Here is a 23,547-nt window from a genome sequence, read left to right on the forward strand (position 1 = left end):
TAGATTGTTAATTTAACCACCTTGTGTAGCGGTGATAATAAGAATGGAATCTCTATCTCGCAATACGGTAGACTCCCATTGTGTCTTAGGCACAACTCGGCTATTAATGGCAACAGCAACACCCTTGGTTTTCCCAGGCGCTTCTAATTGCATTAGCTCCGCGAGTGAAGCTGGAGCTTTTCCGAAAAACTTTTGTTGATGATTGATAATAAGTTCCATTCCTGTTTAATTTAATTCGATAAATAAAACTTTAGGAATGGCTACGTTAATGCGGATTGCATCAGTGAAGACATCTTACTTTTCCCTACGCCAGTATGATCCGGATCAGGTTCAAAGGGTAAAATCTCAGTCTGCTGTATCTGCAGACACCCCTAAAGTCAGCGACTAAGTTAATACTTTTTTGTAATAAAACCTAATACCTCCAGTAGCTCATGCTTTGACAAACCATCCAACAAAGATTTGTCGGTCTTAATCAATTCGTCCGCTAACTTATTCTTTTTCTTTTGCAGATGCATAATTTTTTCCTCAACAGTATCCGTACAGATTAATCGTATAGCCATCACATTTTTCTGCTGACCGATTCGGTAACTGCGATCGATGGCTTGATTTTCCACGGCGGGATTCCACCATGGATCAACGAGATAGACATAATCTGCTTCTGTAAGATTGAGTCCCACCCCGCCTGCTTTCAGACTGATTAGAAATACGCGGATATTTTCGTCTGTTTGGAATTTTTGTACCGAGGTTTCCCTATCTTTCGTTTTCCCAGTCAAATAGACAAATGCAATATCTTTACGTTCAAGCTCCGCCTTAATCAAGTCTAGCATTCCCACAAACTGTGAAAAGACCAAAATTTTATGCGTTTTGGATTGGTTTTCAATTTGCTCGCTAAGCACCTCGATTTTAACCGCGTGATCACCTGAATGACCATCTTTAAGCAACACAGGCGAGTTGCAAATCTGGCGGAGCTTAGTTAATCCGGTTAATACATGCATGCTGCTCTTATGGATTTCGGATTCATCCGTCGCTGAGATGAACTCCCTTAATTCCTTCTCGTAGGCATCATAAATCCGACGCTGTTCCGCATTCATTTCACAATAAATGATCATCTCGGTTTTTTCCGGCAATTCCTTTGCAACTTGCTTTTTTGTTCTGCGTAGAATAAACGGTTTAATCTTTTTCTGCAGTTCGACCGCGCGCTTGCTGTATTCGAATTTATCAATTGGTATGGCATACGTATCTCTAAAATACTGTTTACTTCCCAACAATCCCGGACAAGCAAACGAGAGTTGTCCAAAAAGATCGAATGTGTTATTTTCGATAGGTGTCCCTGTCAATACAATTCTATTACGCGATTGCAACAACCGAACAGCTTTGTACCGTTCGGAACTGGGGTTCTTGATGGCCTGCGACTCATCCAGAAAGATATAATTAAACCGGAAAGATTTTAAGAAACGGATATCTGACAGCAATACACCATAACTGGTCAACACCACTTCGTATTGGGTCATGTCCACTATGCTTTTATTCCTTTCAACGCCGTAGTGCAATAAAGTTTTTATAGACGGTGCAAATTTTGACAGCTCTTCCTGCCAATTGAACAGCAGAGACGTCGGTACGATAATCAGGTTCGTCGTGTGCCCATATTTTTCCCTTTGCAACAAGATAAAGGCGATAATTTGCACTGTCTTCCCCAGTCCCATATCGTCCGCAAGGCATCCCCCAAAATTGAAATTATCCAAAAAGTTTAACCATTTCAATCCCTCGCGTTGGTAATCCCGTAATTGTGCTCTTAGCGCAGTGGGGATCGCAACATCCGGGAAATTATTATCCTCAGCGAATTGCTCCTGAAAAGCTCCAATTTCGGCCTGCACTTCTTCGCTCAAACTTTCTTTTTCAAATAGGTTTGTGACCTCCAGAAAGTTGGTCTTGGGAATTCTCAATAACTCCTTTTCAATTTCTCCCACATGAAAATAACGCGAAATTTTGGATATCCATTCCTCTGGTAATATCCCTTGTGTGCCATCGTCCAGTTGGACAAATTTGCTTTTGTTCCGAATGGCCCGATGCACTTGTTTTAAGCTAGCATTATTTTTGCCAAAACGAACTTTCAATTTGGCATTAAACCAATCTACGCCACTATTTACCTCGATGCTTATTTTTGCCCGATGTGGATTTAATCTATTATTCTTGAGTTCATGGAAACCTAAGATCGTAATTCCTTTCGCCCGCCACACTTCAAAGGTTTCCAAAAACCAATCTTCATTCAGAAACTGATCTTTATGCAAATAAAAATATTCGTGTTCCTCCATTTGCTTTCGGAAGTCAGGGTGTTGGCGCATAACGAGTGAGGTCAGATGTTCCTCCGCTTCCTTATTACGTTCGATTTTGAATTCATTCCCATTTTGGTCGGTGCCCAACACCTGTTTACGGGAATATACTGGAATCTCGATGCGGCCATATTTCATTACTGGTGTAATAGATATGTAATTCCCCTCCTGATGCAGGTATATAATAGGTTCGGTCTGGAATTCTTTTTCTGTCGATTGCGTCTGCGTAGCAACGCGTATGTAACTATAATCAATATGCACTAGCTCCTCCAGCGGTGCAAGTACGGTTCGAAGAAATTCGCCGTATCTGGAAGCATGTATCAGCAGAATCTCGTTATTCGATTTGAAGAATTTAATTACCCGGAGCATATCTGGGTGGTCAATTAAATAGAAAGCTTGTTTATGATAAACAAAATGATCATGCCGGATAACGACATTTGGGAATGGCAGTGACGTATTATCAAATCGCAATTCGCCCGTTATTTCATAAAACGGTTCTTTTTTAAATACCCTCAGCTGTATCTCCGCTTTCAGAACGCTTAATTCGACAGCGAGCAGTGACTTCGCTGTAACTGTTTCCGAGATATGCCGATCGTGGTAGTAAACCGCCAATTCCAATGGATTTTTAGCAATCAGTTTTAACGCTTCCAGTTCAGCCTCCGTGTAGTCCTCACTATATTTGTGCTGAAACCCCATCATAGCAGTGTAGAATTTTATCTCCTGCGGGTCATTCGCTTTCCAAACCAACTGTACAGGATCTATATTTGCTATCGGATTTTTGATTTTACCGGCTAACGTAATATCGGCTTCCATCAACAAGAAATTCAATTGCTGGTAAAAGCGATGCCTGCAGATTACCAATATCGTTTTTTTACGGGTATTTTTTGCTGCCAAATCCTTTAAAACAGGGCGCTTCCTAGGGATTAAATCTCTTCGAAAAAGTTGTTCGTCCATAGGAAGTAATTCTTTAATTTTACTATCGACATATAGTTTCCCATCTCGGAGTCCCAATTCAAAATAGCTATCCAAATTAGGTTCGTTTTCTAAACCATAGCGCTTGGCTTGGGTCAACAAGATTTTATTCCGAAGTGTGTTATCAAAGAAAACACGAAGATCATTTCGAGCTAATATACCGTGTAAAACTTCCGCCTGATGCATACACAATGTAGGTAATGTGTTTGCACAAGAACATGAAGTTATAACAACATTGCCTGACTGACTTACAGCAACTTTAGGAAACCCAACAACGTTTGTTTTCGTGAACACACCTGCATTCAGTTCCAGCGAAATGGCAGAAATGTCTTGAAAATCGCTCTTCTCCATAAACGCTCCACTTGCCGTATGTCTGAGCAGTTCAAATACAGAAAGGCTTTCTATGTTTGTATTCGCTAATATGTATTCTGTTGGTAATCTCGTCATGAAATGCAAATGAACTATATTTTCAATAAGTTAGCAAATATTCACAAAATGGATCATGAACCGACTATTAAAATGCAATCGAACTTTTAATAGTGGTAAAGCTAAGATATTATCTTAATTTTGTACCCATATTACCCACGACAAAGAGACGTTCCACCCATGAATATTAATGCCGTTTCCCGAAAAAAGCGTTTCGCGACATTGTTAACGCTAGGCTTGCTATCTGCTATCGGTCCTTTTTCGATAGATATGTATCTTCCCGCTTTTGAAACCATTGCTTTGGATTTTGAAACAACGATTGAACATATACAGCTCTCCCTAACCTCTTTCTTCGTTGGGATCGCTTTTGGTCAACTGGTTTACGGTCCGCTGCTCGATAAATTTGGGAGAAAGAAACCTTTGCTTATTGGCCTAGTAATTTACATTGGGGCTTCCATATTATGTGCATACACAAAGGAACCTAACCACCTTATCTTTTTACGCTTCATGCAGGCTTTGGGTAGTTGTTCCGGGATGGTAGCCAGCCGTGCGATGGTAAGGGATATTTTTGAGCCAAAAGAGGCGGCTAAGGTATTCAGCATGCTCATGTTGGTTATTGGCATCTCTCCTATTGTGGCTCCCAGCGTCGGGGCCTTTGTCCTCACCAATTTCGATTGGCATATCATTTTTGTCATACTGGCTATACTTGCCTTCTTAATCTTACTAGGTGTCATTTTCATCTTACCCGAGTCATATCAAGGAAATAAGGAAATGTCTTTACGACCTCGAGCTATTATAGCTGACTTCTGGCATGTTTTTCGAAATCCGATATTTCTATTATATGCTGCCGTCGGGGGCTTCGCATCGAGCGGCCTTTATGCATACCTCTCTGGTTCGCCGTTTGTTTTACAACGTTTATTTGGTTTGTCCGAAGCTGAGTATGGGGCTGCATTTGCGTTCGTCGCATCGTCCCTAATTATTGCTACCCAGCTCAATCGTGTATTGCTCAACAGATGGAATAGCGAGGAAACTTCAAAAAAAGCGAGCTTTTTACAGGCCGCTGCAGGGATATCCCTCGTGACTATTACGCTAGCGGGAGGCATGAACCTCTACGTGCTGCTGGGCCTTATATGCCTCTATCTTTGTAGTCAGGGCTTTATCTTTCCGAACACTTCCGCCTTAGCATTAGCCCCTTTCGGAAAACTTGCCGGTATTGCATCGGCGCTTTTAGGTTGTATCCAGATGGCGTTGGGCGCGTTTACTTCTGCTTCTGTTAGTTATTTCCATGACGGCTCAATGATACCCATGGTAGCCGTTATGTGTGCCAGCGCGTCAATAGCGTGCTTAATATATTTCTTAGTTGACAGACGTAAAAAAAATACTGTTTCCTAATCATATACGGAAAGAAACCATTTCTTTTGTATCTTGTTCTTTAGATATGAAACGCACACTAAATATTGATGTCACATCATTTTATCAGACACAATTTAAACGACTCAAATGGACGTTGAGTGATGAAACGGAAAACGGGACGGAAATCGCGATAGAAGAGGAGTCGACAACGGACAAAGCGGAGATAAGAGAAGCAATTGAAGACCATATCGACTATATAGCAGCGGCTCTACCCGAAGGTCGTCTATTGAGCGATTATGAGGCCACTTTATCTTTTGACCCGCAAATTGAAGAAAGACGAAAAGAGGAATTCACGACCATATTTAATGAGTTCAACACCAGAGACGAGTCGGATTAAAAAAAACTACGTACGCATCATCAAACTTGCGTTCCCGATTATTCTGGCAAATGCCTCCGTTCCCCTCTTAGGTTTGGCGGACACAGCTGCTATCGGGCAAACTGGGGCTGCAGTGGATCTAGGAGCCATTGCTTTAGCTTCATTGATCTTCAATTTTGTGTATTGGGGGTTCGGCTTCCTCCGCATGAGCACAACTGGTTTTATATCGCAAGCTGCGGGGGCAAACGATGTCAATGAAATGCACGCTTTATTATTCCGAGCAGTATTATCAGGTGCGATAATCGGGTTACTCCTTATTATATTTCAACAGCCTATTGGCGAAACCGCCATTAGCTTACTACAAGCGAGCGATGAAATTAAGTCACTTGTAAAATCCTATTTTTATATCCGTATATGGGGAGCTCCAGCGACCTTAGTCACATTCACACTCTTGGGTACATTTATTGGAATGGGTTGGTCAAAACACTTGCTGTTCGTACAATTACTTCTCAACGGGTTAAATATCCTGCTGAACGTGCTCTTTGTTGTAGGATACGACTTAGGCGTGCGCGGCATTGCGCTCGGTACTGTGATCGCAGAATGGTTTATATTGTTTTTTGCAGCCTACTTACTTGTCAAAAAGATGCAATTGGGGAATTTCGTTCGTCGATTACAGCAATTGCACTCTCGCGTTTTCAATAAAGAAAAACTCGTTGCACTATTTAAAGTTAATGGGGACATCATGATTCGTACACTGGCCCTTCTTAGCGGTTTTGCCTGGTTTGCCAACCAAGGAGCGGTTTTCGGAGACGAAATTTTAGCTGCTAACCATGTTTTGCTGCAGTTCGTGTCGCTTTCTGCTTTTTTCCTGGACGGTTATGCGCATGTTGCTGAAATGCTGACGGGCAAAGCTTATGGAGCAAAGGATAAGCCGTATTTTATCGAACAGGTAAAACACTCTACTGTTTTGGCCGGTATCACCGCCATTATACTTGCGGCCAGCGTATACATTTTAAGTGATATATTGATTCCGCTCCTCACAAGAGACACGCAAGTTCAAACAGTGGCTGCTGCCCATAGCCTATATGCTGCCATATATATTGCGTTGTCATTCGCAGCTTTCCAGTTAGATGGTATCTTTATCGGCGTGACAAAAAGCGTGGAAATGCGAAATGCGACGCTCATGGCCCTATTTATTTTCATTGGAACGGCGTTATTGCTAACAACTTCCTATGGCAACGTCGGTCTATGGATTAGTTTTATCGTGTATGTTATCGCCCGCGCAATTATGCTAGGTATATATTATCCCAAAATATTACGTGGGATGACAAACACGGTATTACATAAGGATTACCATATTTCGTAACAAAGCCTGTAATTTTGTGGCATGAAAAAAATTAAACTTTCGGCTCTGGATCTAGCAACTGTCTGTAAAGGGCAAAATGCACAGCAGGCTATTGCCAGAAGTGTCGAAGCCGCTCAATATATTGAGAAATTAGGATACGAACGGATATGGTTTGCTGAACATCATAATATGGAACATATTGCCAGTTCTGCGACAGCAGTGCTGGTTGGACATGTCGCGGGTAAGACCAACCATATTCGGATTGGTTCCGGAGGGATCATGCTACCAAATCACTCTCCTTTGGTCATCGCCGAACAATTTGGTACGCTGGAAACATTATACCCCGGCAGAATCGATTTGGGACTGGGCCGCGCTCCCGGCACGGATCAGGTAACCGCGATGGCACTCCGCCGAAACAATTTAAACACAGCATTTTATTTTAAGGATGATGTGCTAGCCCTTCAAGAATATTTTAAAAACGATGATCCATCAGAGAAAGTACGTGCCTTCCCCGGTGAGGGATTGGATATCCCAATTTATATACTGGGTTCCAGCACGGACTCTGCACATTTGGCCGCCGAACTAGGCCTCCCTTATGCGTTTGCCGCACATTTCGCACCAGCCATGCTCGCGCAAGCCTCTGAGATTTACAGAAGAGAGTTTAAACCTTCCGAACATTTAAAAGAACCTTATTTCATCGCCTGCGTCAACATTATCGGCGCTGAAACAACGCAGGAAGCAGACTTTCTTTCCACTAGTTTATTAAATATGTTTGCCGGTATCATCACCAATCATCGCCACCCCCTGTCCCCCCCGACAGAACAGGCTATATACCACGGCATCCCCGAAATTGAAAAAGCCGTTTATAGCATGACGGCCTGTACTTTCACAGGAGATCAGGAAACACTTACACAAGACATCGACGATTTTGTCAACCGTTATCATGTCGACGAAATCATGACGACAAATTATATCTATGACAATCAAAAGCGCCTGGAATCGTTTCGTATTATCAAGGAAGCATTGGTACAATAAATAGGAAAACATAGGCGACGTAGCGTGCTACCTCGCCTATCATTCTTAATACGCTTTTGCAAATAATACGCGCTTAGCGGACGGTTTACCGGTAAAGATACAAACACCTGCATCTTCTTCTACGTCCAAAGGAATACAACGTATAGTTGCCTTTGTTTCCTCTTTCACACGCTTTTCGGTCTCTACCGTGCCATCCCAATGGCAGGAAAGAAAACCTCCCTTCTGCTCTAATACTTCCTTGAATTCGTCGTAAGAATTAACCTCCGTGATGTGTTCGTCACGGAACGATAATGCCTTATGGTATATGTTTTCCTGAATAATGCCCAAGAGGTTTTCAATGATCACGGCAAGACCTTCCTGCGATACTGTTTCCTTTGTCTGCGTATCACGTCGTGCTAATTCCACTGTACCATTTTGCATATCACGAGCACCCACAGCCACACGTAATGGCACACCCTTCATTTCCCATTCTGCGAACTTAAAACCGGGGCGTTGTGTGTCCCTATCGTCATACTTTACCGATATATCCATATCTTCTAATTCGCTCTTCAATGTACGCACAAAGCCATCGATATTCGCTTTTTCCTCTTCTGTTTTATAAATAGGTACGATAACCACTTGGATCGGCGCCAATTTTGGCGGTAACACTAGGCCTTGATCATCCGAGTGGGCCATAATTAAAGCGCCCATCAAACGAGTTGATACCCCCCAAGAAGTTGCCCAAACGTGTTCCAATTTCCCTTCTTTCGAAGTAAATTTTACATCAAAAGCTTTCGCAAAATTTTGCCCTAGGAAGTGTGAAGTACCGGCTTGCAATGCCTTGCCATCTTGCATAAGCGCTTCTATACAATATGTCTCTAACGCTCCAGCAAAGCGCTCATTTTCTGTTTTTACCCCCCGAATAACAGGAACTGCGAGCGTCTGCTCCGCAAAATCCGCATATACTTCCAACATGCGTTCCGCCTCTTCAACGGCTTCTTCACGTGTAGCATGAGCCGTATGTCCTTCCTGCCACAAAAACTCCGCTGTCCGTAAAAATAAACGGGTACGCATTTCCCATCGTACCACATTCGCCCATTGATTCACCAGAATTGGCAAGTCTCGATACGACTCAATCCATCCTTTATAGGTATTCCAGATAATGGTTTCAGAAGTAGGCCGTACGATAAGTTCTTCTTCCAATTTCGCCGTTTCATCTACTACGATATTTCCCTCGCCATCGTTTTTCAACCGATAGTGTGTTACCACAGCGCATTCCGTTGCAAACCCCTCCACATGCGAAGCTTCTTTGGAAAAAAAGGATTTGGGGATGAACAATGGAAAATAAGCATTCGAATGTCCGGTATCTTTAAATCGCTTATCTAATATCGCCTGCATACGCTCCCATATTGCGTACCCGTAAGGCTTGATGACCATACAACCCCGAACCGCAGAATGTTCCGCCAAATCAGCCTTGACGACTAAGTCGTTGTACCACTGTGAGTAATCTTCACTACGACTTGTTATACCTTTTCCCATTATTTATTTCAATTATTATTTCTGTAACAATTACTGTAACTTATTCGTATTATTATAAGGACTTTAAGTAGGCCTCAAGTTTTATTTATATTTTTGGCATTGGATTAAACCCTACCCTAAAAAACGGGTCTAAGTTAATAAATAAAGACTGTATTAGCGAAGTTTAACAGTAGAACAGTAGAGGACATTATGAAAACAAATAGATTATTATTCGGTAGTTTGACACTTGCAGCGATTTTCGCATTAAGCTCGTGTTCAACAAGTAGGCAAATCGCCCACCGAGATGATGTGTATAATAATCAATCCCAAGCTCCACAAGATTACCTGAGTCCGGATTATTATTACACGGACGGAGACACACAAGAGGAACAATACGCCCAAAACGACTATTATGCCGACGAGTATTCCGATGAAGAATATGTCGAGGGATTTGAATATGATAATAATTTGGAATATGCTAACCGGATCAACCGTTTTCATTACGGTGCGCCGGGCATGCCTTATTTCGACCCTTGGTTTGATCCTTGGTATGGATACGGAGGCTTTGGCCTTGGATGGTCTAACTGGGGTTGGGGACCAGGTTGGTCTATGGGCTTCGGATGGGGCCGCCCTCACTTCGGATTTGGTTGGGGATGGGGAAGTCCTTATTACGGATTCGGACGCTGGGGTGGCTACCCTTACGCCGGATTTGGCTATAATGCTTGGGGACATCCTCATTACGGTTATGGTAACCATTATTATGGCGGAAACCGATATAGCGTAAGACCACGCAACGCGCCCACAAGAATAGCATCCCGCAGTGGATATAATACACGTGTTGGTAATACCTCTCGTGTTTCCAACTCGCGTGTAGCTCGAGATAGAAACGGTCGTATTGTAACGGGACGCACCTCCCGCGCTGCAGCTAACACGCGTACCACAACGCGTTCGGCTGTCGGAAATAGAAGTAATGTTCGGTCTACAAACCCTTCTCGTGTTGGCACCCGTACCACACGTGGTACAACCAATAGGGAAGCCGTAGGAAATAGAACCAGAACGAGGACAACCACTCGCCCAACAACGCAGCGGTCTAGGCCAACAACGACGCAACCATCTAGACCGACGACACGAAGCACACCTTCATATTCGCCTTCTAGGGGCTCTTCAGGAGGTTCCATGTCAAGAGGTAGCAGTGGTGGCGGATCGTCCAGAAGTTCTGGCGGCGGTAGCTCCAGAGGGGGAAGAACAAGATAATTTTTTGAATAAGGATAATTGACATAATGTTGAGACGCAAGGTTTTTGCGTCTCTCCTATTTAAAACAAGCTATGCGTATAAAAAACATACTTTTTACATCTTTATTAGTTTCCGGGATAAGCTTTTCCGGTTATGGCCAGTCTGTAGGCAATGGGTTAATTTTTTCGCAAGAGAACAACGGTGGTTCAGCGCGCTTTAGAGGGTTAGGAAACGCTAACACGGCGTTGGGCGGCGATATCAGTTCGATTACAGGAAACCCCGCTGGTTTGGGGTTCTTCAGCCAATCCGATATATCTGTCACATTTAACTACAATAACGCCGCCAACAAGGGCACCTATTTTGGAAATAGCGTTACCCGGAACAAAGGTAGATTCGGTGTAGATCAGGCGGGCGTAGTTTTTCACTTTCCCAAGAATGAAGGTTACTATGGATGGCAAAATTTCAATGTGGGAATAGGCTATGAAAACACAAATCGGTTCTCGAATAACGTACGCTATGAAGGGATAAACCCCGACAATTCTATTGTCGGCGCTTATACAGACGATATTGCTGATTTTGGGGATCAGGCGCTCGCCAACAGTTTATACGATATCAAACTGATTGAACGATTTGCGGACACCGATAAGGGCTATTTTCCTATGACAAGTCAACGCGGAAACAAAGACCAGATCAGTGATATACTAACAACGGGCAATAGTTTTCGAACATCGTTGGCATTTGGCGGTAATTATAACAACGTCTTCTACATCGGCGGTAATATCGGCTTCTCCTCGTTTATACACGAAAACTCTGCGCAGTTTTCTGAATATGGCTGGACGAAAGATGCGGCTGCCGTAGCCGCCAATAATCCCAATTCCAACTTTATCGACCCGACTCATCCGGATTACGATTTTTTGAATGCGAATTATGAAATGCTAGATGATTACTACCAGCGTTCGGAAGGAACCGGAGTAGATTTCAAAATAGGTGCCATTTATAAACCCACGGTCGATTGGAACATCGGTGCCACCATTACCTCTCCTACTTGGTATACCATTGACCAATATACCGAGAGTTATATCGGCGTGGATTATTACGATAATGAAAATGCGGGAGAAGCTTTTGATTTTGGCGAAACGGAGTTCAGAGATGACTTTAGCTATCGCTTGATTACCCCTTGGAAGTTTGGACTCGGTGTGTCTAAGTTCTTCGGTCGCGGTTTGGTAACGGCAGATGCGGAATACGTTAACCATGCGAATATAAAAGTTAGAGATATCGGACGCGTGAATTCGTCCGATGATGCGCTTTGGGACGAAGATTTCAAAGCAGCTTATAAGGGAGCTGTAAATCTTCGTATCGGTGGCGAGTATCTTATTACCAATACCATCAGTGGACGGGCGGGTATAAACTATTTCGGCAACCCGTACAAAAATGCCGATAATACACAGTACAGCGGTAGCTTAGGATTGGGCACGAAGCTTACAAACACGCTTTATCTCGATTTAGCCGTCGTACACTCCGTCAATGATTATAAAGTAAGTCCATACCTTATTGACGAAGAGTTTTGGGACAGCACGAGCCCCGTGGCAGATATCAAACACCAACGCACTAATGTGGTGTTAACATTGGGTGCTAAGTTTTAATTGCCTTTTAAAAGTGAAGTTTTTGGGGGCGCTAAAATCCTTCCCAAAAACTTCACATAAGTTTAACGGTATATTTATAATTTTTAACGAACTTATATCCCATGTTCGTCAGGGGATCAAACCGTTGCGCTGTGCTTTTGATATGCATGTTGTTGTTAGCCACTTCGTGCAAAAAAGATGCGCCCGATTTCCCTGTGGGCTCGTCAGAAGCGATCAACCGCTGGATCCACGACCAGATGGAGCAATATTATTACTGGTCGTCTGCACTTCCGGCAGCGGCCAATTTCGACCAATTGCCGAAGGATTTCTTCCAGTCGCTATTAGTTAAAGAGGATCGTTTCTCCAACATGATGCCATCCGGAAAAACCGATACTTACGGCACCACGCTATTAAACACCTTTGGCTTCGATTTTATGCAGTTTAAGAGAGAGAACGCCACCGTTTCACTCATTAGCCATGTGGTACCTGGTAGCACCGGTGATAGACTTGGCTTGCAACGCGGAGACACACTGCAGCATATCAACGGACAATTACCTACGGAAAACAGGTTATCCTCCTGGTTACAGCAGGCGACTCAGCAAACCAGTATCTTGCTTACGCTAGCTAATGGCACGATCTATACCCTGCCCGCTGCCTATATTTCCCAGCCGGTTATCTATCCTTCGGAGATGTTTATGACCGATAGGAATAACAAGGTTGGATACATATTCCTAAGCCATTTCGACTTCTCTGGCGGCTACGATCTGCTGAAAGCGATAGTGAAATTACAGACTAATGGCGTGCAAGAGCTCATCCTCGATCTGCGCTATAACAGCGGCGGAAGCGTCGCTTTTGCTGCTTTTGTGGCATTGGCATTAGCCGATATACAGCCGAACGATGTGTTTGTGCATTATAAGGGCAACGGGCACCTTCAAAATCTACAAGAAACGTTTGCACAGACACTGGCCAGACAACCGGATGGCTACAATTTCACCGCCAGCGACGTACGCCAAAAGGGACTGGGACTCCAACGACTACTAGTTTTGGGTACTGGACACACGGCCTCCGCTTCGGAGATGCTCATCAACAACCTTCGTCCTTATGTCGAAGTGGTCCATATCGGCGGATCCACCTACGGTAAGGATATGGCCAGTACGACACTGACGACTCCAGCACCTGTGGTTGGAACAGCCCCCGGTTGGCATATTGTCCCCATGATATACAAGATATATAATGCACAACATCAAGGAGAATACGCGAACGGCTTACAACCACAAATAAAAAAAACGGAACACAGTGCATTACCCCTCTACCCTTTCGGTGACCAACGTGACGCACTGGTTGCTGAGGCACTCGCACACCTAGCATATGGTAAAGCGCAGATTAAGTCGGAGATCAAGCCGGGGTTAAACGTCCCAACAGAACCGCAATTATTGTTTCAGTCGGCACCTTACCAAGCGCAGCCGATCGAGATACAAACTATAAAGAAGTAGTTAAATAGAATTGATAACTCACCAACAAGAACGCACCTGTCATGCTGAAGGATAGACATGTAGACGCGATGCGCAAAAAAAGCGGCACCCACTGGTACCGCTTACCTACAACCCCACCATCATCCCACAGCGTTCTTTTTTGTTGTTCAGTATATTACTTTGTTGCCATCAACTGAAAATCTCGAACACTAAACTTTGCTGTTTTTCGCTCTTCCCGCAACGCGGGAACCAGAATATCTGAGCGCAGACTTTTTTGTAGCTCGCGGTATTCCACCATGCAAGCCTTTAGCTGCTCGACCATTTCATGGTAAGCCTCGTATTGCTGCTGCAAGACCGCCAAACCCTCTTCGGCAGCTTGGCAAGTTTCGGGGTTTTCTGCACCGCGCGCTAGCTGCATCAGCTTAGCTTGTAGTGTTTCGTGTTCTCGTTTGGTGATGGCTTTCATAACGACTCTAATAAAAATTTAATTCGAATATGCTGACTGTAGCGCTACGGAAAATTCCCAATATGGCTCAATATTGGGGAAAAAAGAATACAGGCTTCCTGTAGCTTCTTGCAGGTAAAGAATATGCGCACCTTTATTGATATCGATTGAATTATATGTAACAAAAACTTCGACGCCTTCCACCATAACCGGGCTAAAATCCTCCTTCAATATCTGCGCTCTACCACGAAATCCAAAAGGGGATTCCATATTGTCCGTAATATCTATGATTTGATAGCTTTCAGGCAATTGATTGGTAATATTAAAAACGGTATCCCCTTCTTCATGATAAACAACCTTTCGACGCGCGGGAGGTCCGGACAATTGTTCAAGAACCTGATAAAACACTAAATGAAAAGGTTCGCCATTGGTCAACTCTGCTATCTCGCTGTTGCTATTGACAATTCTAAATTTCAACCTACCCTCCTCCTTCGGTTCGTTCAAATCTTCCTTGCGCATTAACGCAACAGGTATCTCTTCGTTGATTTTAAAGAGCACCAGCGTATCCCGATCGGGTTTGAGTCGAAAACTTCCCTCAAATTGCATTTCGTCATCGCCATTATACAGCGTAAAAGCGTTTTCGCCCTCAGCAACTGGTACTTTAATTGAACCTGAGGCGTACTTATGCCCGTCAATTTCTATCTTATAACTGTTTTCATAGTTTTCTATGAAAAGCGTGGTAAAGGGTGTATAGCTATTTACCACTTCGCCCTTTTCACAAGATGTACAGATGGCTAATGCAACAAAAAGTATGTAAAAATAACGCATATTTTATTGATATAGAGTTTTTCTAATAATTGTTAATAGATTGTGATTTTAAAAATAGCCTGTCGGCTTATCACCGACAGGCCTAAGATATTTTTCAAGAAAGTTTTTTCAACCTAGACGATTAGTATGTCTTGGGTTGAAACTCGGTCCATCCCTCTGTCCATAAGGTTTCAGCTTCCGGGTCAAAGGCCCCTTTGTAATCTGGGCCTGAAGCAGGACCAGCAAAAGGCACTAAGTTCCAAGGATCAAAGGTAGACGCCGAGGCTGTTGAATAGAATGGATCAATAGAGGCAGCACCTCCTAAAAGTAAATAGCTATTTGCGCTAGCCGCTGTACTTGTGCTGTTACCCGTATAGTTAGCGGGTGTTGAACCGCTTATTACAGAAATCGCGTCTGTATAACCATGTACCACATTATCGCTGAACGTACTTCCTGTAGTAGTGATGTTTTCGAAACCTACACCTGTACCGTAACCTGCGATAATCGAACGCGTGATGTTCAACGCAGACGCTCTTCTCCAGTGGTTACCATTTTCCAGTTTCGTAGTAGCCGTACCGGAGTTGTTGATACCTAGGAAAGTAAAGTTTTGTAAATTTGGTCTTGTTTTAGGATCAGCACCAGCATAAGGCTGAGTACCTTGGTTGTCAGACTCAATACCATTGGAGTCCGAGCTACCGCCAGAAGTACTATTGGTCGATTGCGGATCTTTTAACGAAAGTGCATACTGAATGGTACCCGAATAACCGAAATCGAAATCGAAGTCGTCATCATCCGTAGACAAGGCTACCAAGTGGTCCGCATTTACGGTGCCTCCGAAGAACTCGAACGCATCATCGCGTCCCCAAGAAACTTGGATATGAGATAATGTGGTACCACTACCTACGCCACCTAAAGTTAAACCATTGATTTCATTCGCTTCTGAAAGTTCAAAACCAGCAAACTCAATACGTACATACTGCAAGCTACCGGAGCTTTCGCCATTATACGTATCATTTGTTGAGCCATAAGTGATGTTTGTACCGGCAGGCTCGGGAATACCCTCTATCCGTTGAGGTTGCGATTGGTTGATCCGTGCGCGTCCTAAGATAACCACGCCACCGAAGTCGCCCGGATTACGCTGACCTGCAGCATTAGGAGACGTAAACACGATCGGAGCTGTCGGTGTGCCATTTGCAATCAATTTTGCTGTTGTGGGTACTACCAACACGCCACGCAACTCTTGTGCACCATACTCCGGATCATTATACGTTTTGAAATCACCCGAAGTAATGAACGTACCAGGCTCAATAGTTAAGGTCTCGCCAGGCTCCACATAGGCAACACCGTCAATTTTCCAGTTCTTGTCTGCCGTCAATGTCGACACCGTAATCAAACCATTCGCATCAACGGGTACAGAAACCAGTGCTCTACCCGCAGGCAAACCTGCACCGAAATCGCCTCCCGGCGTAGCAACGTCTTTGTTACATGAACTCAATAGAGCTGTTACACACGCAACCGCTAAAATTAATACTTTTTTCATTGTATTAGATTTTAATAATTTATAAATTTGCCGCCATTATCTTTAGCTCGACTATACTGCTTTTCGCGCGGCAACCTTCGAAAGGCGGTATAGTTTTTAATTACTTTCTTCATTTACTGGTTTCCATTGAGACAAACGTTTTGCTAAAGTTTCCTATTTTCCGGATTGCTGTCAAACAATACACGGAACTGTTTTCGTTATTATCCCTTCAGAATCACCAGTTAATAAGCCCAGTAATTACTGTTTTTGTCATTCGTTTATTATATGTCTCAAAAAAGCCTAAAAAGTACTTTGATTAATTATTGCTATTCCGTTAAATAATTATGAAATACTTCATTCATCACTTATCATTCATCGTATCAAAAGCTATACGTCAGCGACAGGCTAAAACGGCTTCCCTCTTTCCGGCGATACAGTATCGTGTCGCCGTCTTCCTTATTATATTTATTATCACCTTTGTTCGGAATCCACGTATCTCCATCGACTTGATCCTGTACAAATCCTTCCGTATTGGCATAAAAGATGCTCCAGTCGTTGAGCAGGTTCGCCATATTGAATTTAACTTCCATGCGTTTTTTCAATAAACGAGCATACAACTGCCCATCTAGCTGTCCCGGCACTTTTTCATATTCCACCGCATTTGGCCTGAAATCAGTCAGGTTGGTACGGTATCCGCGCTGGTTATAACTCGCCGTAAACCCAAAAGACTCTCCCCAATAACCCAAGCCTAGATTCAGCAGCCAGGGGGATTGCCCAATCAATGGTCGGTCTTGGTTGCCCTGTCTTTCCTGCCGGAATTCGTATTTTCCGTTGCCCTCTACGCCGCCACCCCATGGTGTCATGACCTTGACCTCCGATTTCAGCAAACTGCCGTTACCGTAAACAAAGATATCTTCCCACCAGTCCTGCTTGCCCAGGAAGCCTAAGTTCTTGCGGACTTCCAGCTCCAGCCCCAGATTAGTCGCCGACTCCATATTGGTAAACACGTAATAATTACCCTGAGACAAGGAACCCTCCCTGACCAGCTCAATCGGTCTGTCCAGGTATTTATAATACCCCGTCAGGGAAACAATCTCGCCTGCGCCCGGATACAATTCAAAACGCAGATCCACATTATCCACCACGGTAGATTCTACGCGGTCGCCCGAGACATTGCCATCCAGCTCATAATCATAGAAGCCAAAGAAAGAACTCTCCCGGAAATCCGGACGGATGACCGTGCGCGAGTACGAAGAGCGCACATTAAACGTGGAGGTGACCTCATAAGTGGCGTTAATGGAGGGCAACCAGCGCCAGCCACTTTCTTTCACGCCCCGACGAAATGCTATAAAATCATCTATCTCTGTATACCGTCGATTCAAGATTTCCTCCTGGCTGTTGTTCAGATCAAAGGATTCGCCACGTATTCCATACACCAAACGCAACCTGTTCCACAGCTTCTGGTCGGCCATGGCATACAAGGCATGCATTTTCATACGCCCATCGAATACCGGGCCGTTGATAAATGTTGCCCAGTAATACGCCTCGTTGACGCCGTTGCCGATATTCGCCGGATCCAGGATGACTTCATAGGGTTTTTCGATATTGCTTCCCCTTGCCGAAAATGGAATCATGCGGAATACCGACAGGTCCCGCCGCTTGTCAAAGCCCTGGTAACCCAGCTTCATGAGTGTACTGAGCGTTTCGCCCGTACCCAAGGATTTGGCAAAGCCCGCCGCCCAGTGGAAATCGTCCTCATTTACCTCCGTCCACATGCGCGAGTCCTCGGAAAGAGCATCCCCACCTGTTTCAGAAGGATTTCTAACATTGGGAGTCTGGAAATAATAGTCGTCCCCGATCTGGGTGGTCAACCGGTATTTAAACTTCCGCTCATCTAGGATGCGTTGGCTAATTTTGTTGTAGGCGACCATGCCCGTCGCCTTGATATCCCAGGGCATCTGGTATTCCCCGCTGAGCTGATGCTGCAGCAAGGACATGGCTTCGGGCAGCTGGTATTGTTCTTTATTGGGGCCTTGCATCAGATCGAAATAGTTCATGCGGATGGCCTCGTTGTAATTGTTGCTGTAGGTGCGCGCATACATGTTTTTTAACGTAATCTTAAATTTGTCTCCCTGCAGCCCGAGGTTAGCCGCCAATCCGCTATTGCTGTTAAAACGGTAGGACGTTCCGGCACCGTTCTGCCCCATTTTGGTGCTGTCGATATAGTGAACTGCATTTCCAGAATTAGCGCCTCGCACATTGTTAAACTCCCATACCTGCTGCTGGTTGCGCAGACTTGCCGCTGCCGAGAAACCGAAACGCATGCCGTGCTTCAGGTTGTATACCCGCCCGATAGACAGGCGATAATTCTGGTTGGGCTGCCCGTTATAGCGGCGCATCTGCAGCGGTTCTGCCGAAAGCCTTTTAGATTGTGCCACGGCATCCAGGCTACTGTAGGGGATACCGTTTCCCGGAATCAGCTCGAAATCCCCCGTCTGATCGTTGCCCGGAGGCGGAACTTCGATATTGCTGGGGAACTGCCAGGACTGCATACCCTCCGGCAATTTCGCTGCTTGATCGAAAAAACCGAAATACTCGGCGTTTTTCCGCTCGCCCATACGATAAAAATCTTTACCGATCGCCTGGCTATTGAAGCCTGAACCGATCTGTATGCTCGTAAAGTTTTCTTCAGGGATATCCAGCGTATTCACGGATACCTGCCCCCCCGAAAACTCAGAAGACACATCGGGCGTTGCTGTTTTATTGACTACCACCGAGCTCACCATCTCAGTAGGGATAATGTCAAAAGAGAAATCCCGGCGATTCATCGAGGTGCTCGGGATGCTTACCCCATCGAGCATCGCCTGGTTGTACCGATCAGACATCCCCCGTACAATCACGTTCCGGTTATTGACGGTGGTCAATCCCGTGATACGTTTAAGTGCAGCGCCCATATCGTTGTCCGGCGTTCTAGCGATCTGCTCCGCGGAGATCCCGTCGGTTACGCTAGCCGCATTTTTCTGTGCGGCATAGAGCCCTGCTACCGACGCTTTTTTAAAGGTACTGGTCACGACGACATCTTCGATCTGTTGATTGCTGATCTGCATCGCGATATCCAATGCCGTAAGTTGACCCGCTTCCACCTTCACCCCCTGTACGCGCTGCGTTTTGTAGGAGATATAACTGATCTCCACCACGTAGGTACCAGCGGGCAGTTCCATATTATAGGTACCGTCCACGCCGGTCTGTGCCGATTTACTACCGATCACCCGGACGTTGGCCCCTATCAGCGGTAATCCACGCTCGTCGTAGACCGTACCGCTGATACGACCCGGCGTTTGCGGTACTTTCTTTTCCAAAATGATATAAGCGCCGGTTTCGCGGAAGTCGAGGTCCGTTCCCCTAAACACATGCGCCAGCACCTCCCGCAATGGTGTGCCGCTAAAACGCCTGGCACCAACTTTCCTGTCATTGAGGTCGTATTTAGCTGCATCGTAGGCAATAAGAATATTTTTCGATTCCAGGTTTTTCACAGCCTCTGCTATACTGCCTTCCTGTATTTCCAAGGTTATTTTCTTCTGTAAAAGTTGGGCGTTCGCTCCCGAGGCAAGCAATACCTCCGTCAAGCAGAGGATGCTGATGACACTAAGCATGAATATTCGCATAATTAAATGGAAATAGTACAGATTAATTTGCATAAATTTGTTATGTATGATATTGTATTAATGATTTTATGATACGATGTTAAGACGATGATCAGGAGCTGGCGATGGCGGTCGCCTGCTCCTTTTAATAATTAGGTTAATAAAGAATCACGCGCTCGCCCTCCTTTCTGATTTTATTATGGTGCATGGACTGTAGAGCTTCCAGACACTCACCTAGCGGCACTGACTTGCGGATAGGCAGGGTGTATTGCTGGCGGGCAATACGGTCATTGTCGGCAACAAGTGTTACACCATAGGTATTTTTAACGGCCAGTGCCAACTCGGCAAATCCAGCATCCTGCAACACCAATTTTCCGCTTGTCCAGCTGTAAACCTGTCGCGTATCAAATTCTTCCGTTGAACTATTGGCGTATTGTTTTTCGAAGCGGATACGCTGTCCCTTTTCGAGCGTGCCCAAATTACTGTCCCCACGCAGCACCTGCACCCGTCCGGTGTAAACGGAAATCACCTGCTCTTCCATCTCTGCATAGGTTTGTATGTTAAAAGAGGTCCCCAAAACGGTTGTCTGCAAGCGGCCAGCCTGCACGATAAATGCCCGGCTACTATCCTTCGCTACATCGAAAAAAGCTTCTCCGGTAAGGAGTTCGACCTCTCGGGCGGATCGTCCGTAGGCATTTTCGTCGACACGGAGAGTTGTCCTCGCGTTTAGCGTTACCTCCGATCCGTCGGGAAGATTGATCACTTTACGCTCGCCTATGCCTGTTGTGAAAATACGGTAGGCCGGCATGGACACATTTTCCTGCGTTTGCTCGAGTTCCTGCTGTATACTCCAATAGAAAAAACCGATCGTAGCCAACAAAAGTGCCGCGACACGCCCTATCCAGGGTTTGAAAGCGACAAATCGGCTTCGTTCTGTTTCTATGAGGTTTTCTTCTTCACCAATCGCATCTTGTATTTTTTGCCACGATCGGCTACGTCTCTCTACGTTGTCGGCTGCCTCTATATTTATACGCCGGTCTAAACTGTCATACCAAGCATTGAATAAATGCTTCTCTCGCTCCCCGACCTTCTCTTGCTGGTAGCGATTGACTAAAAATTTAAATAGTCTGCGTTTTGCTGTTTGTTTGCTCATTTACCGTATGTCGGAAAAAAGGCAAAAAGGTACTTTGATTAATCGTTAATGTTTTATGAAGTTATTATTAACTGCAACTTTTTTATAAAAAGTTGCGCAAACCGAACGGAGTGAGTTCATGAATACCAAATGCAACAAAAGGTTTATATTGTGGCAGCGGTGAGCGATTGAAGGACGAGCAAGACGATCACGGTGCTATAACCATCTATACCGCTCGATAATAAAGCTTGTTTCAGGCGTTTGCTGCCCTCGCTGATGTTGTTTTTCACGGTTTGTTCAGACAATCCTAGACGCGTTGCAATATCCCGGATGCTGAACTCATCCCATTTGAGTAAGATCGCCTGTTTCATGTTGGCGGGCATCTTGTTTAATTCTTCGGATAAAAGCTGTTCCAAAGCGAGGTATGTTTCCAGCTCCTCCGGATGCTGTTGTGCGAAAGTATATAGATCTTCTGCCCAAAAGTCCAATAACTGCGGTTTCATCTTACTGGCATGGAAGAAATCTATGATTTTATGCTTGAGTATACCGTAAAGGTAGCCCGGCAGATTTATCTGCGTATCCCACCGCTTACGTTTCTCCCAGAATTGTATAAAAAGCTCCTGCACCATATCTTCCGCGTGCTGGGCATCGCGGATGCGGCGCAAGGCATGGGCATAGAGTCCATCCCAAAAGCAACGGTACAGTTTACCGAACGCTTCTTTGTCGTCTTTGTCCCGAATAGCTAACAGCCACGCTTCATATTGCAGGTTCTCTGGTGTCATTCTTCGATTTCTGTCCTCAAAGATACCGCATACAAGTTAATTGAATATTAAATTTAGAAATCCCTCCATCCAATTCATTTCAAATGCTAACGTTATTAAATTGTATATAAAATTGAATTTACTTAGGTTTGCAGAAAACAACAGCGTTTATGAAACCCAAAACCGTCATATTTGGTATTATCACGGCATTTGTGCTGGTTATCCTCTTTAATAATAAAGAAGAAGCAAGTTTTTGGTTTTTCGGCGAGATACGTACCTCAAAGTTACTGATTTTGGGTGTATTCTTTATTTTGGGTGTTATTACCGGTGGAATTGTATTCCGTCGAAAAAAGAGTCATCCGAAAGAATACAGCATTAACAACACGACCACACCAGTTAATCCGGAAACAGAGAACCCATCTTCCTACACGAATTTGTCAGAAGAGGATCGCAAATTTTTGGATCGGGATTAACTGATAATTTGCCGGTTAGTCCGTGACTCGAAAGGCTTGAGTCTCACTTATTTCAGTAGGCCCTTACAGATTTTATTAATCAAAGCCGGACCTTCATAGATAAACCCTGTATAAACTTGCACCAAACTAGCCCCTGCTTCAAATTTCTCAAGAGCGTCTTCCGCCGAATGGATTCCCCCTACTCCTATTATAGGGAATGAACGATTGCTACGTTCCGCTAAATACCGAATAACTTCGGTGGAACGTTTAGTAAGCGGTTTTCCACTCACGCCACCCGCTTCTTTCACCAACATAGAATCACTTAGTAGCCCTTCTCTAGAAGTAGTGGTATTTGTGGCAATCACACCAGCTATCTTTGTTTCCGATACAATTTCCACAATATCATCTAATTGAGAATCCGTTAAATCCGGCGCTATTTTAAGTAAGATTGGCCGTTGGACATATTTGGTATGATTCAATTCCTGAAGCGTATTCAGAATTTTCTTTAAAGGTTCTTTTTCCTGCAAATCCCGTAAACCCGGTGTATTAGGCGAGCTAACGTTCACCACAAAATAGTCTACATATTCAAAAAGTGCATTATAACAATAGCTATAATCGTTTACCGCTTCCTCGTTAGGTGTCGCCTTATTCTTACCGATATTCCCGCCGATAACTAGATTATCCCGGTTTTTTAACTGCTTTAAGCGACCAGCAGCTACGTCTGCTCCTTGATTGTTAAACCCCATACGATTTATCAATGCCTGATCTTCTACCAGACGAAACATCCGTGGTTTATCATTGCCCGGCTGTGGACGCGGCGTTACCGTTCCGATTTCAATAAAGCCAAAGCCCAAACCTGCCATCTCCTCAATATACTCTGCATTCTTATCAAACCCTGCTGCAAGTCCCACCGGATTTTTGAATTTCAATCCGAATACTTCGCGCTCCAAACGTGGATTGTCCACTGTATAAAGCGACTCAAGCAATGATTTTGCGCCCCATATTTTTGTAAACGTGCGCAACCCTCCCGTCACCCTATGATGTGCTGTTTCGGGATTCATCGTAAAGAATATAGGTTTAACAATTTTATACATATCTACAAAGGTAGCCAAAGAAGCAGAAATA

At 44.5% G+C, this 23,547-nt stretch carries 18 protein-coding genes and 1 riboswitch; of the genes, 8 read left to right on the forward strand and 10 right to left on the reverse strand.

Features of this window, described 5'->3' with window-relative positions:
- Positions 1-12: 12 nt before the first annotated feature.
- Both thiS and C5745_RS16130 read right to left on the reverse strand, forming a co-directional pair.
- Positions 13-219, reverse strand: a complete 207-nt coding sequence (gene thiS, locus C5745_RS16125; protein WP_105718041.1) for a sulfur carrier protein ThiS — start codon at positions 217-219, stop codon at positions 13-15.
- A gap of 65 nt (positions 220-284) precedes the next feature.
- Positions 285-383: riboswitch (TPP riboswitch) on the reverse strand.
- A 6-nt stretch (positions 384-389) separates the two neighbouring features.
- Positions 390-3,749 (reverse strand): DEAD/DEAH box helicase, encoded by a 3,360-nt coding sequence (locus C5745_RS16130; RefSeq protein ID WP_105718042.1) that lies wholly within the window; start codon positions 3,747-3,749, stop codon positions 390-392.
- A 159-nt stretch (positions 3,750-3,908) separates the two neighbouring features.
- Between C5745_RS16130 and C5745_RS16135 the strand changes: the two genes are divergently transcribed.
- From C5745_RS16135 to C5745_RS16150, 4 genes are read left to right on the forward strand one after another with little or no spacing between them, the layout of a single operon-like run.
- On the forward strand, positions 3,909-5,120 hold the full coding sequence (locus C5745_RS16135; RefSeq protein WP_105718043.1) for a multidrug effflux MFS transporter: 1,212 nt from the start codon (positions 3,909-3,911) through the stop codon (positions 5,118-5,120).
- Positions 5,121-5,166: 46 nt separating this feature from the next.
- Positions 5,167-5,478, forward strand: a complete 312-nt coding sequence (locus tag C5745_RS16140) for a hypothetical protein (protein ID WP_105718044.1) — start codon at positions 5,167-5,169, stop codon at positions 5,476-5,478.
- Positions 5,447-6,823 carry an MATE family efflux transporter gene (locus C5745_RS16145; RefSeq protein WP_105718045.1) on the forward strand — a complete coding sequence of 459 codons (1,377 nt, stop codon included), beginning with the start codon at positions 5,447-5,449 and terminating at the stop codon, positions 6,821-6,823. Before C5745_RS16140 ends, C5745_RS16145 begins: the two co-directional genes overlap by 32 nt.
- Positions 6,824-6,844: 21 nt before the next feature.
- The gene (locus C5745_RS16150; protein WP_105718046.1) at positions 6,845-7,837 is read left to right on the forward strand and encodes an LLM class flavin-dependent oxidoreductase; all 993 of its coding nucleotides are present in this window, start codon (positions 6,845-6,847) and stop codon (positions 7,835-7,837) included.
- A 45-nt stretch (positions 7,838-7,882) separates the two neighbouring features.
- Here C5745_RS16150 and proS read toward each other — a convergent pair whose 3' ends face one another.
- On the reverse strand, positions 7,883-9,355 hold the full coding sequence (proS, locus tag C5745_RS16155; RefSeq protein ID WP_105718047.1) for a proline--tRNA ligase: 1,473 nt from the start codon (positions 9,353-9,355) through the stop codon (positions 7,883-7,885).
- A 189-nt stretch (positions 9,356-9,544) separates the two neighbouring features.
- On the opposite strand from proS, the gene C5745_RS16160 reads away from it, so the two are divergent.
- The 3 genes from C5745_RS16160 to C5745_RS16170 all read left to right on the forward strand — a co-directional run bounded on the left by C5745_RS16160 (position 9,545) and on the right by C5745_RS16170 (position 13,683).
- Positions 9,545-10,588: a DUF5320 domain-containing protein gene (locus C5745_RS16160; protein ID WP_105718048.1), complete on the forward strand. Its 1,044-nt coding sequence runs from the start codon at positions 9,545-9,547 to the stop codon at positions 10,586-10,588.
- Between the two features lie 72 nt (positions 10,589-10,660).
- Positions 10,661-12,211 carry an OmpP1/FadL family transporter gene (locus C5745_RS16165; protein ID WP_105718049.1) on the forward strand — a complete coding sequence of 517 codons (1,551 nt, stop codon included), beginning with the start codon at positions 10,661-10,663 and terminating at the stop codon, positions 12,209-12,211.
- A gap of 131 nt (positions 12,212-12,342) precedes the next feature.
- Positions 12,343-13,683 carry a S41 family peptidase gene (locus tag C5745_RS16170; RefSeq protein WP_165793111.1) on the forward strand — a complete coding sequence of 447 codons (1,341 nt, stop codon included), beginning with the start codon at positions 12,343-12,345 and terminating at the stop codon, positions 13,681-13,683.
- Positions 13,684-13,837: 154 nt separating this feature from the next.
- On the opposite strand, the gene C5745_RS16175 is transcribed toward C5745_RS16170, so the two are convergent.
- The 6 genes from C5745_RS16175 to C5745_RS16200 form a co-directional block, all read right to left on the reverse strand.
- Positions 13,838-14,128: a hypothetical protein gene (locus C5745_RS16175; RefSeq protein ID WP_105718051.1), complete on the reverse strand. Its 291-nt coding sequence runs from the start codon at positions 14,126-14,128 to the stop codon at positions 13,838-13,840.
- Between the two features lie 18 nt (positions 14,129-14,146).
- Complete coding sequence (locus tag C5745_RS16180; RefSeq protein ID WP_105718052.1) at positions 14,147-14,935, reverse strand: hypothetical protein; 789 nt, start codon at positions 14,933-14,935, stop codon at positions 14,147-14,149.
- 121 nt (positions 14,936-15,056) lie between these two features.
- A complete protein-coding gene (locus C5745_RS16185) occupies positions 15,057-16,454 on the reverse strand; it encodes a hypothetical protein (protein ID WP_105718053.1) in 1,398 nt (465 codons plus the stop codon).
- 359 nt (positions 16,455-16,813) lie between these two features.
- The gene (locus tag C5745_RS16190; RefSeq protein WP_105718054.1) at positions 16,814-20,131 is read right to left on the reverse strand and encodes a TonB-dependent receptor domain-containing protein; all 3,318 of its coding nucleotides are present in this window, start codon (positions 20,129-20,131) and stop codon (positions 16,814-16,816) included.
- A 103-nt stretch (positions 20,132-20,234) separates the two neighbouring features.
- On the reverse strand, positions 20,235-21,230 hold the full coding sequence (locus C5745_RS16195; protein WP_105718055.1) for a FecR family protein: 996 nt from the start codon (positions 21,228-21,230) through the stop codon (positions 20,235-20,237).
- Positions 21,231-21,373: 143 nt separating this feature from the next.
- Positions 21,374-21,991, reverse strand: coding sequence for an RNA polymerase sigma factor (locus tag C5745_RS16200; protein WP_105718056.1), 618 nt, complete (start codon positions 21,989-21,991; stop codon positions 21,374-21,376).
- A gap of 149 nt (positions 21,992-22,140) precedes the next feature.
- Here C5745_RS16200 and C5745_RS16205 point away from each other — a divergent pair, with 149 nt between their 5' ends.
- A complete protein-coding gene (locus tag C5745_RS16205) occupies positions 22,141-22,443 on the forward strand; it encodes a hypothetical protein (protein ID WP_105718057.1) in 303 nt (100 codons plus the stop codon).
- A 47-nt stretch (positions 22,444-22,490) separates the two neighbouring features.
- Here the strand turns inward: C5745_RS16205 and C5745_RS16210 are convergent, their stop codons facing one another.
- Positions 22,491-23,516 carry a quinone-dependent dihydroorotate dehydrogenase gene (locus C5745_RS16210; RefSeq protein WP_105718081.1) on the reverse strand — a complete coding sequence of 342 codons (1,026 nt, stop codon included), beginning with the start codon at positions 23,514-23,516 and terminating at the stop codon, positions 22,491-22,493.
- Positions 23,517-23,547: the final 31 nt, after the last annotated feature.

The organism is Sphingobacterium haloxyli, assembly GCF_002980525.1.
In the GTDB taxonomy this organism is placed as follows: Bacteria; Bacteroidota; Bacteroidia; order Sphingobacteriales; family Sphingobacteriaceae; genus Sphingobacterium; species Sphingobacterium haloxyli.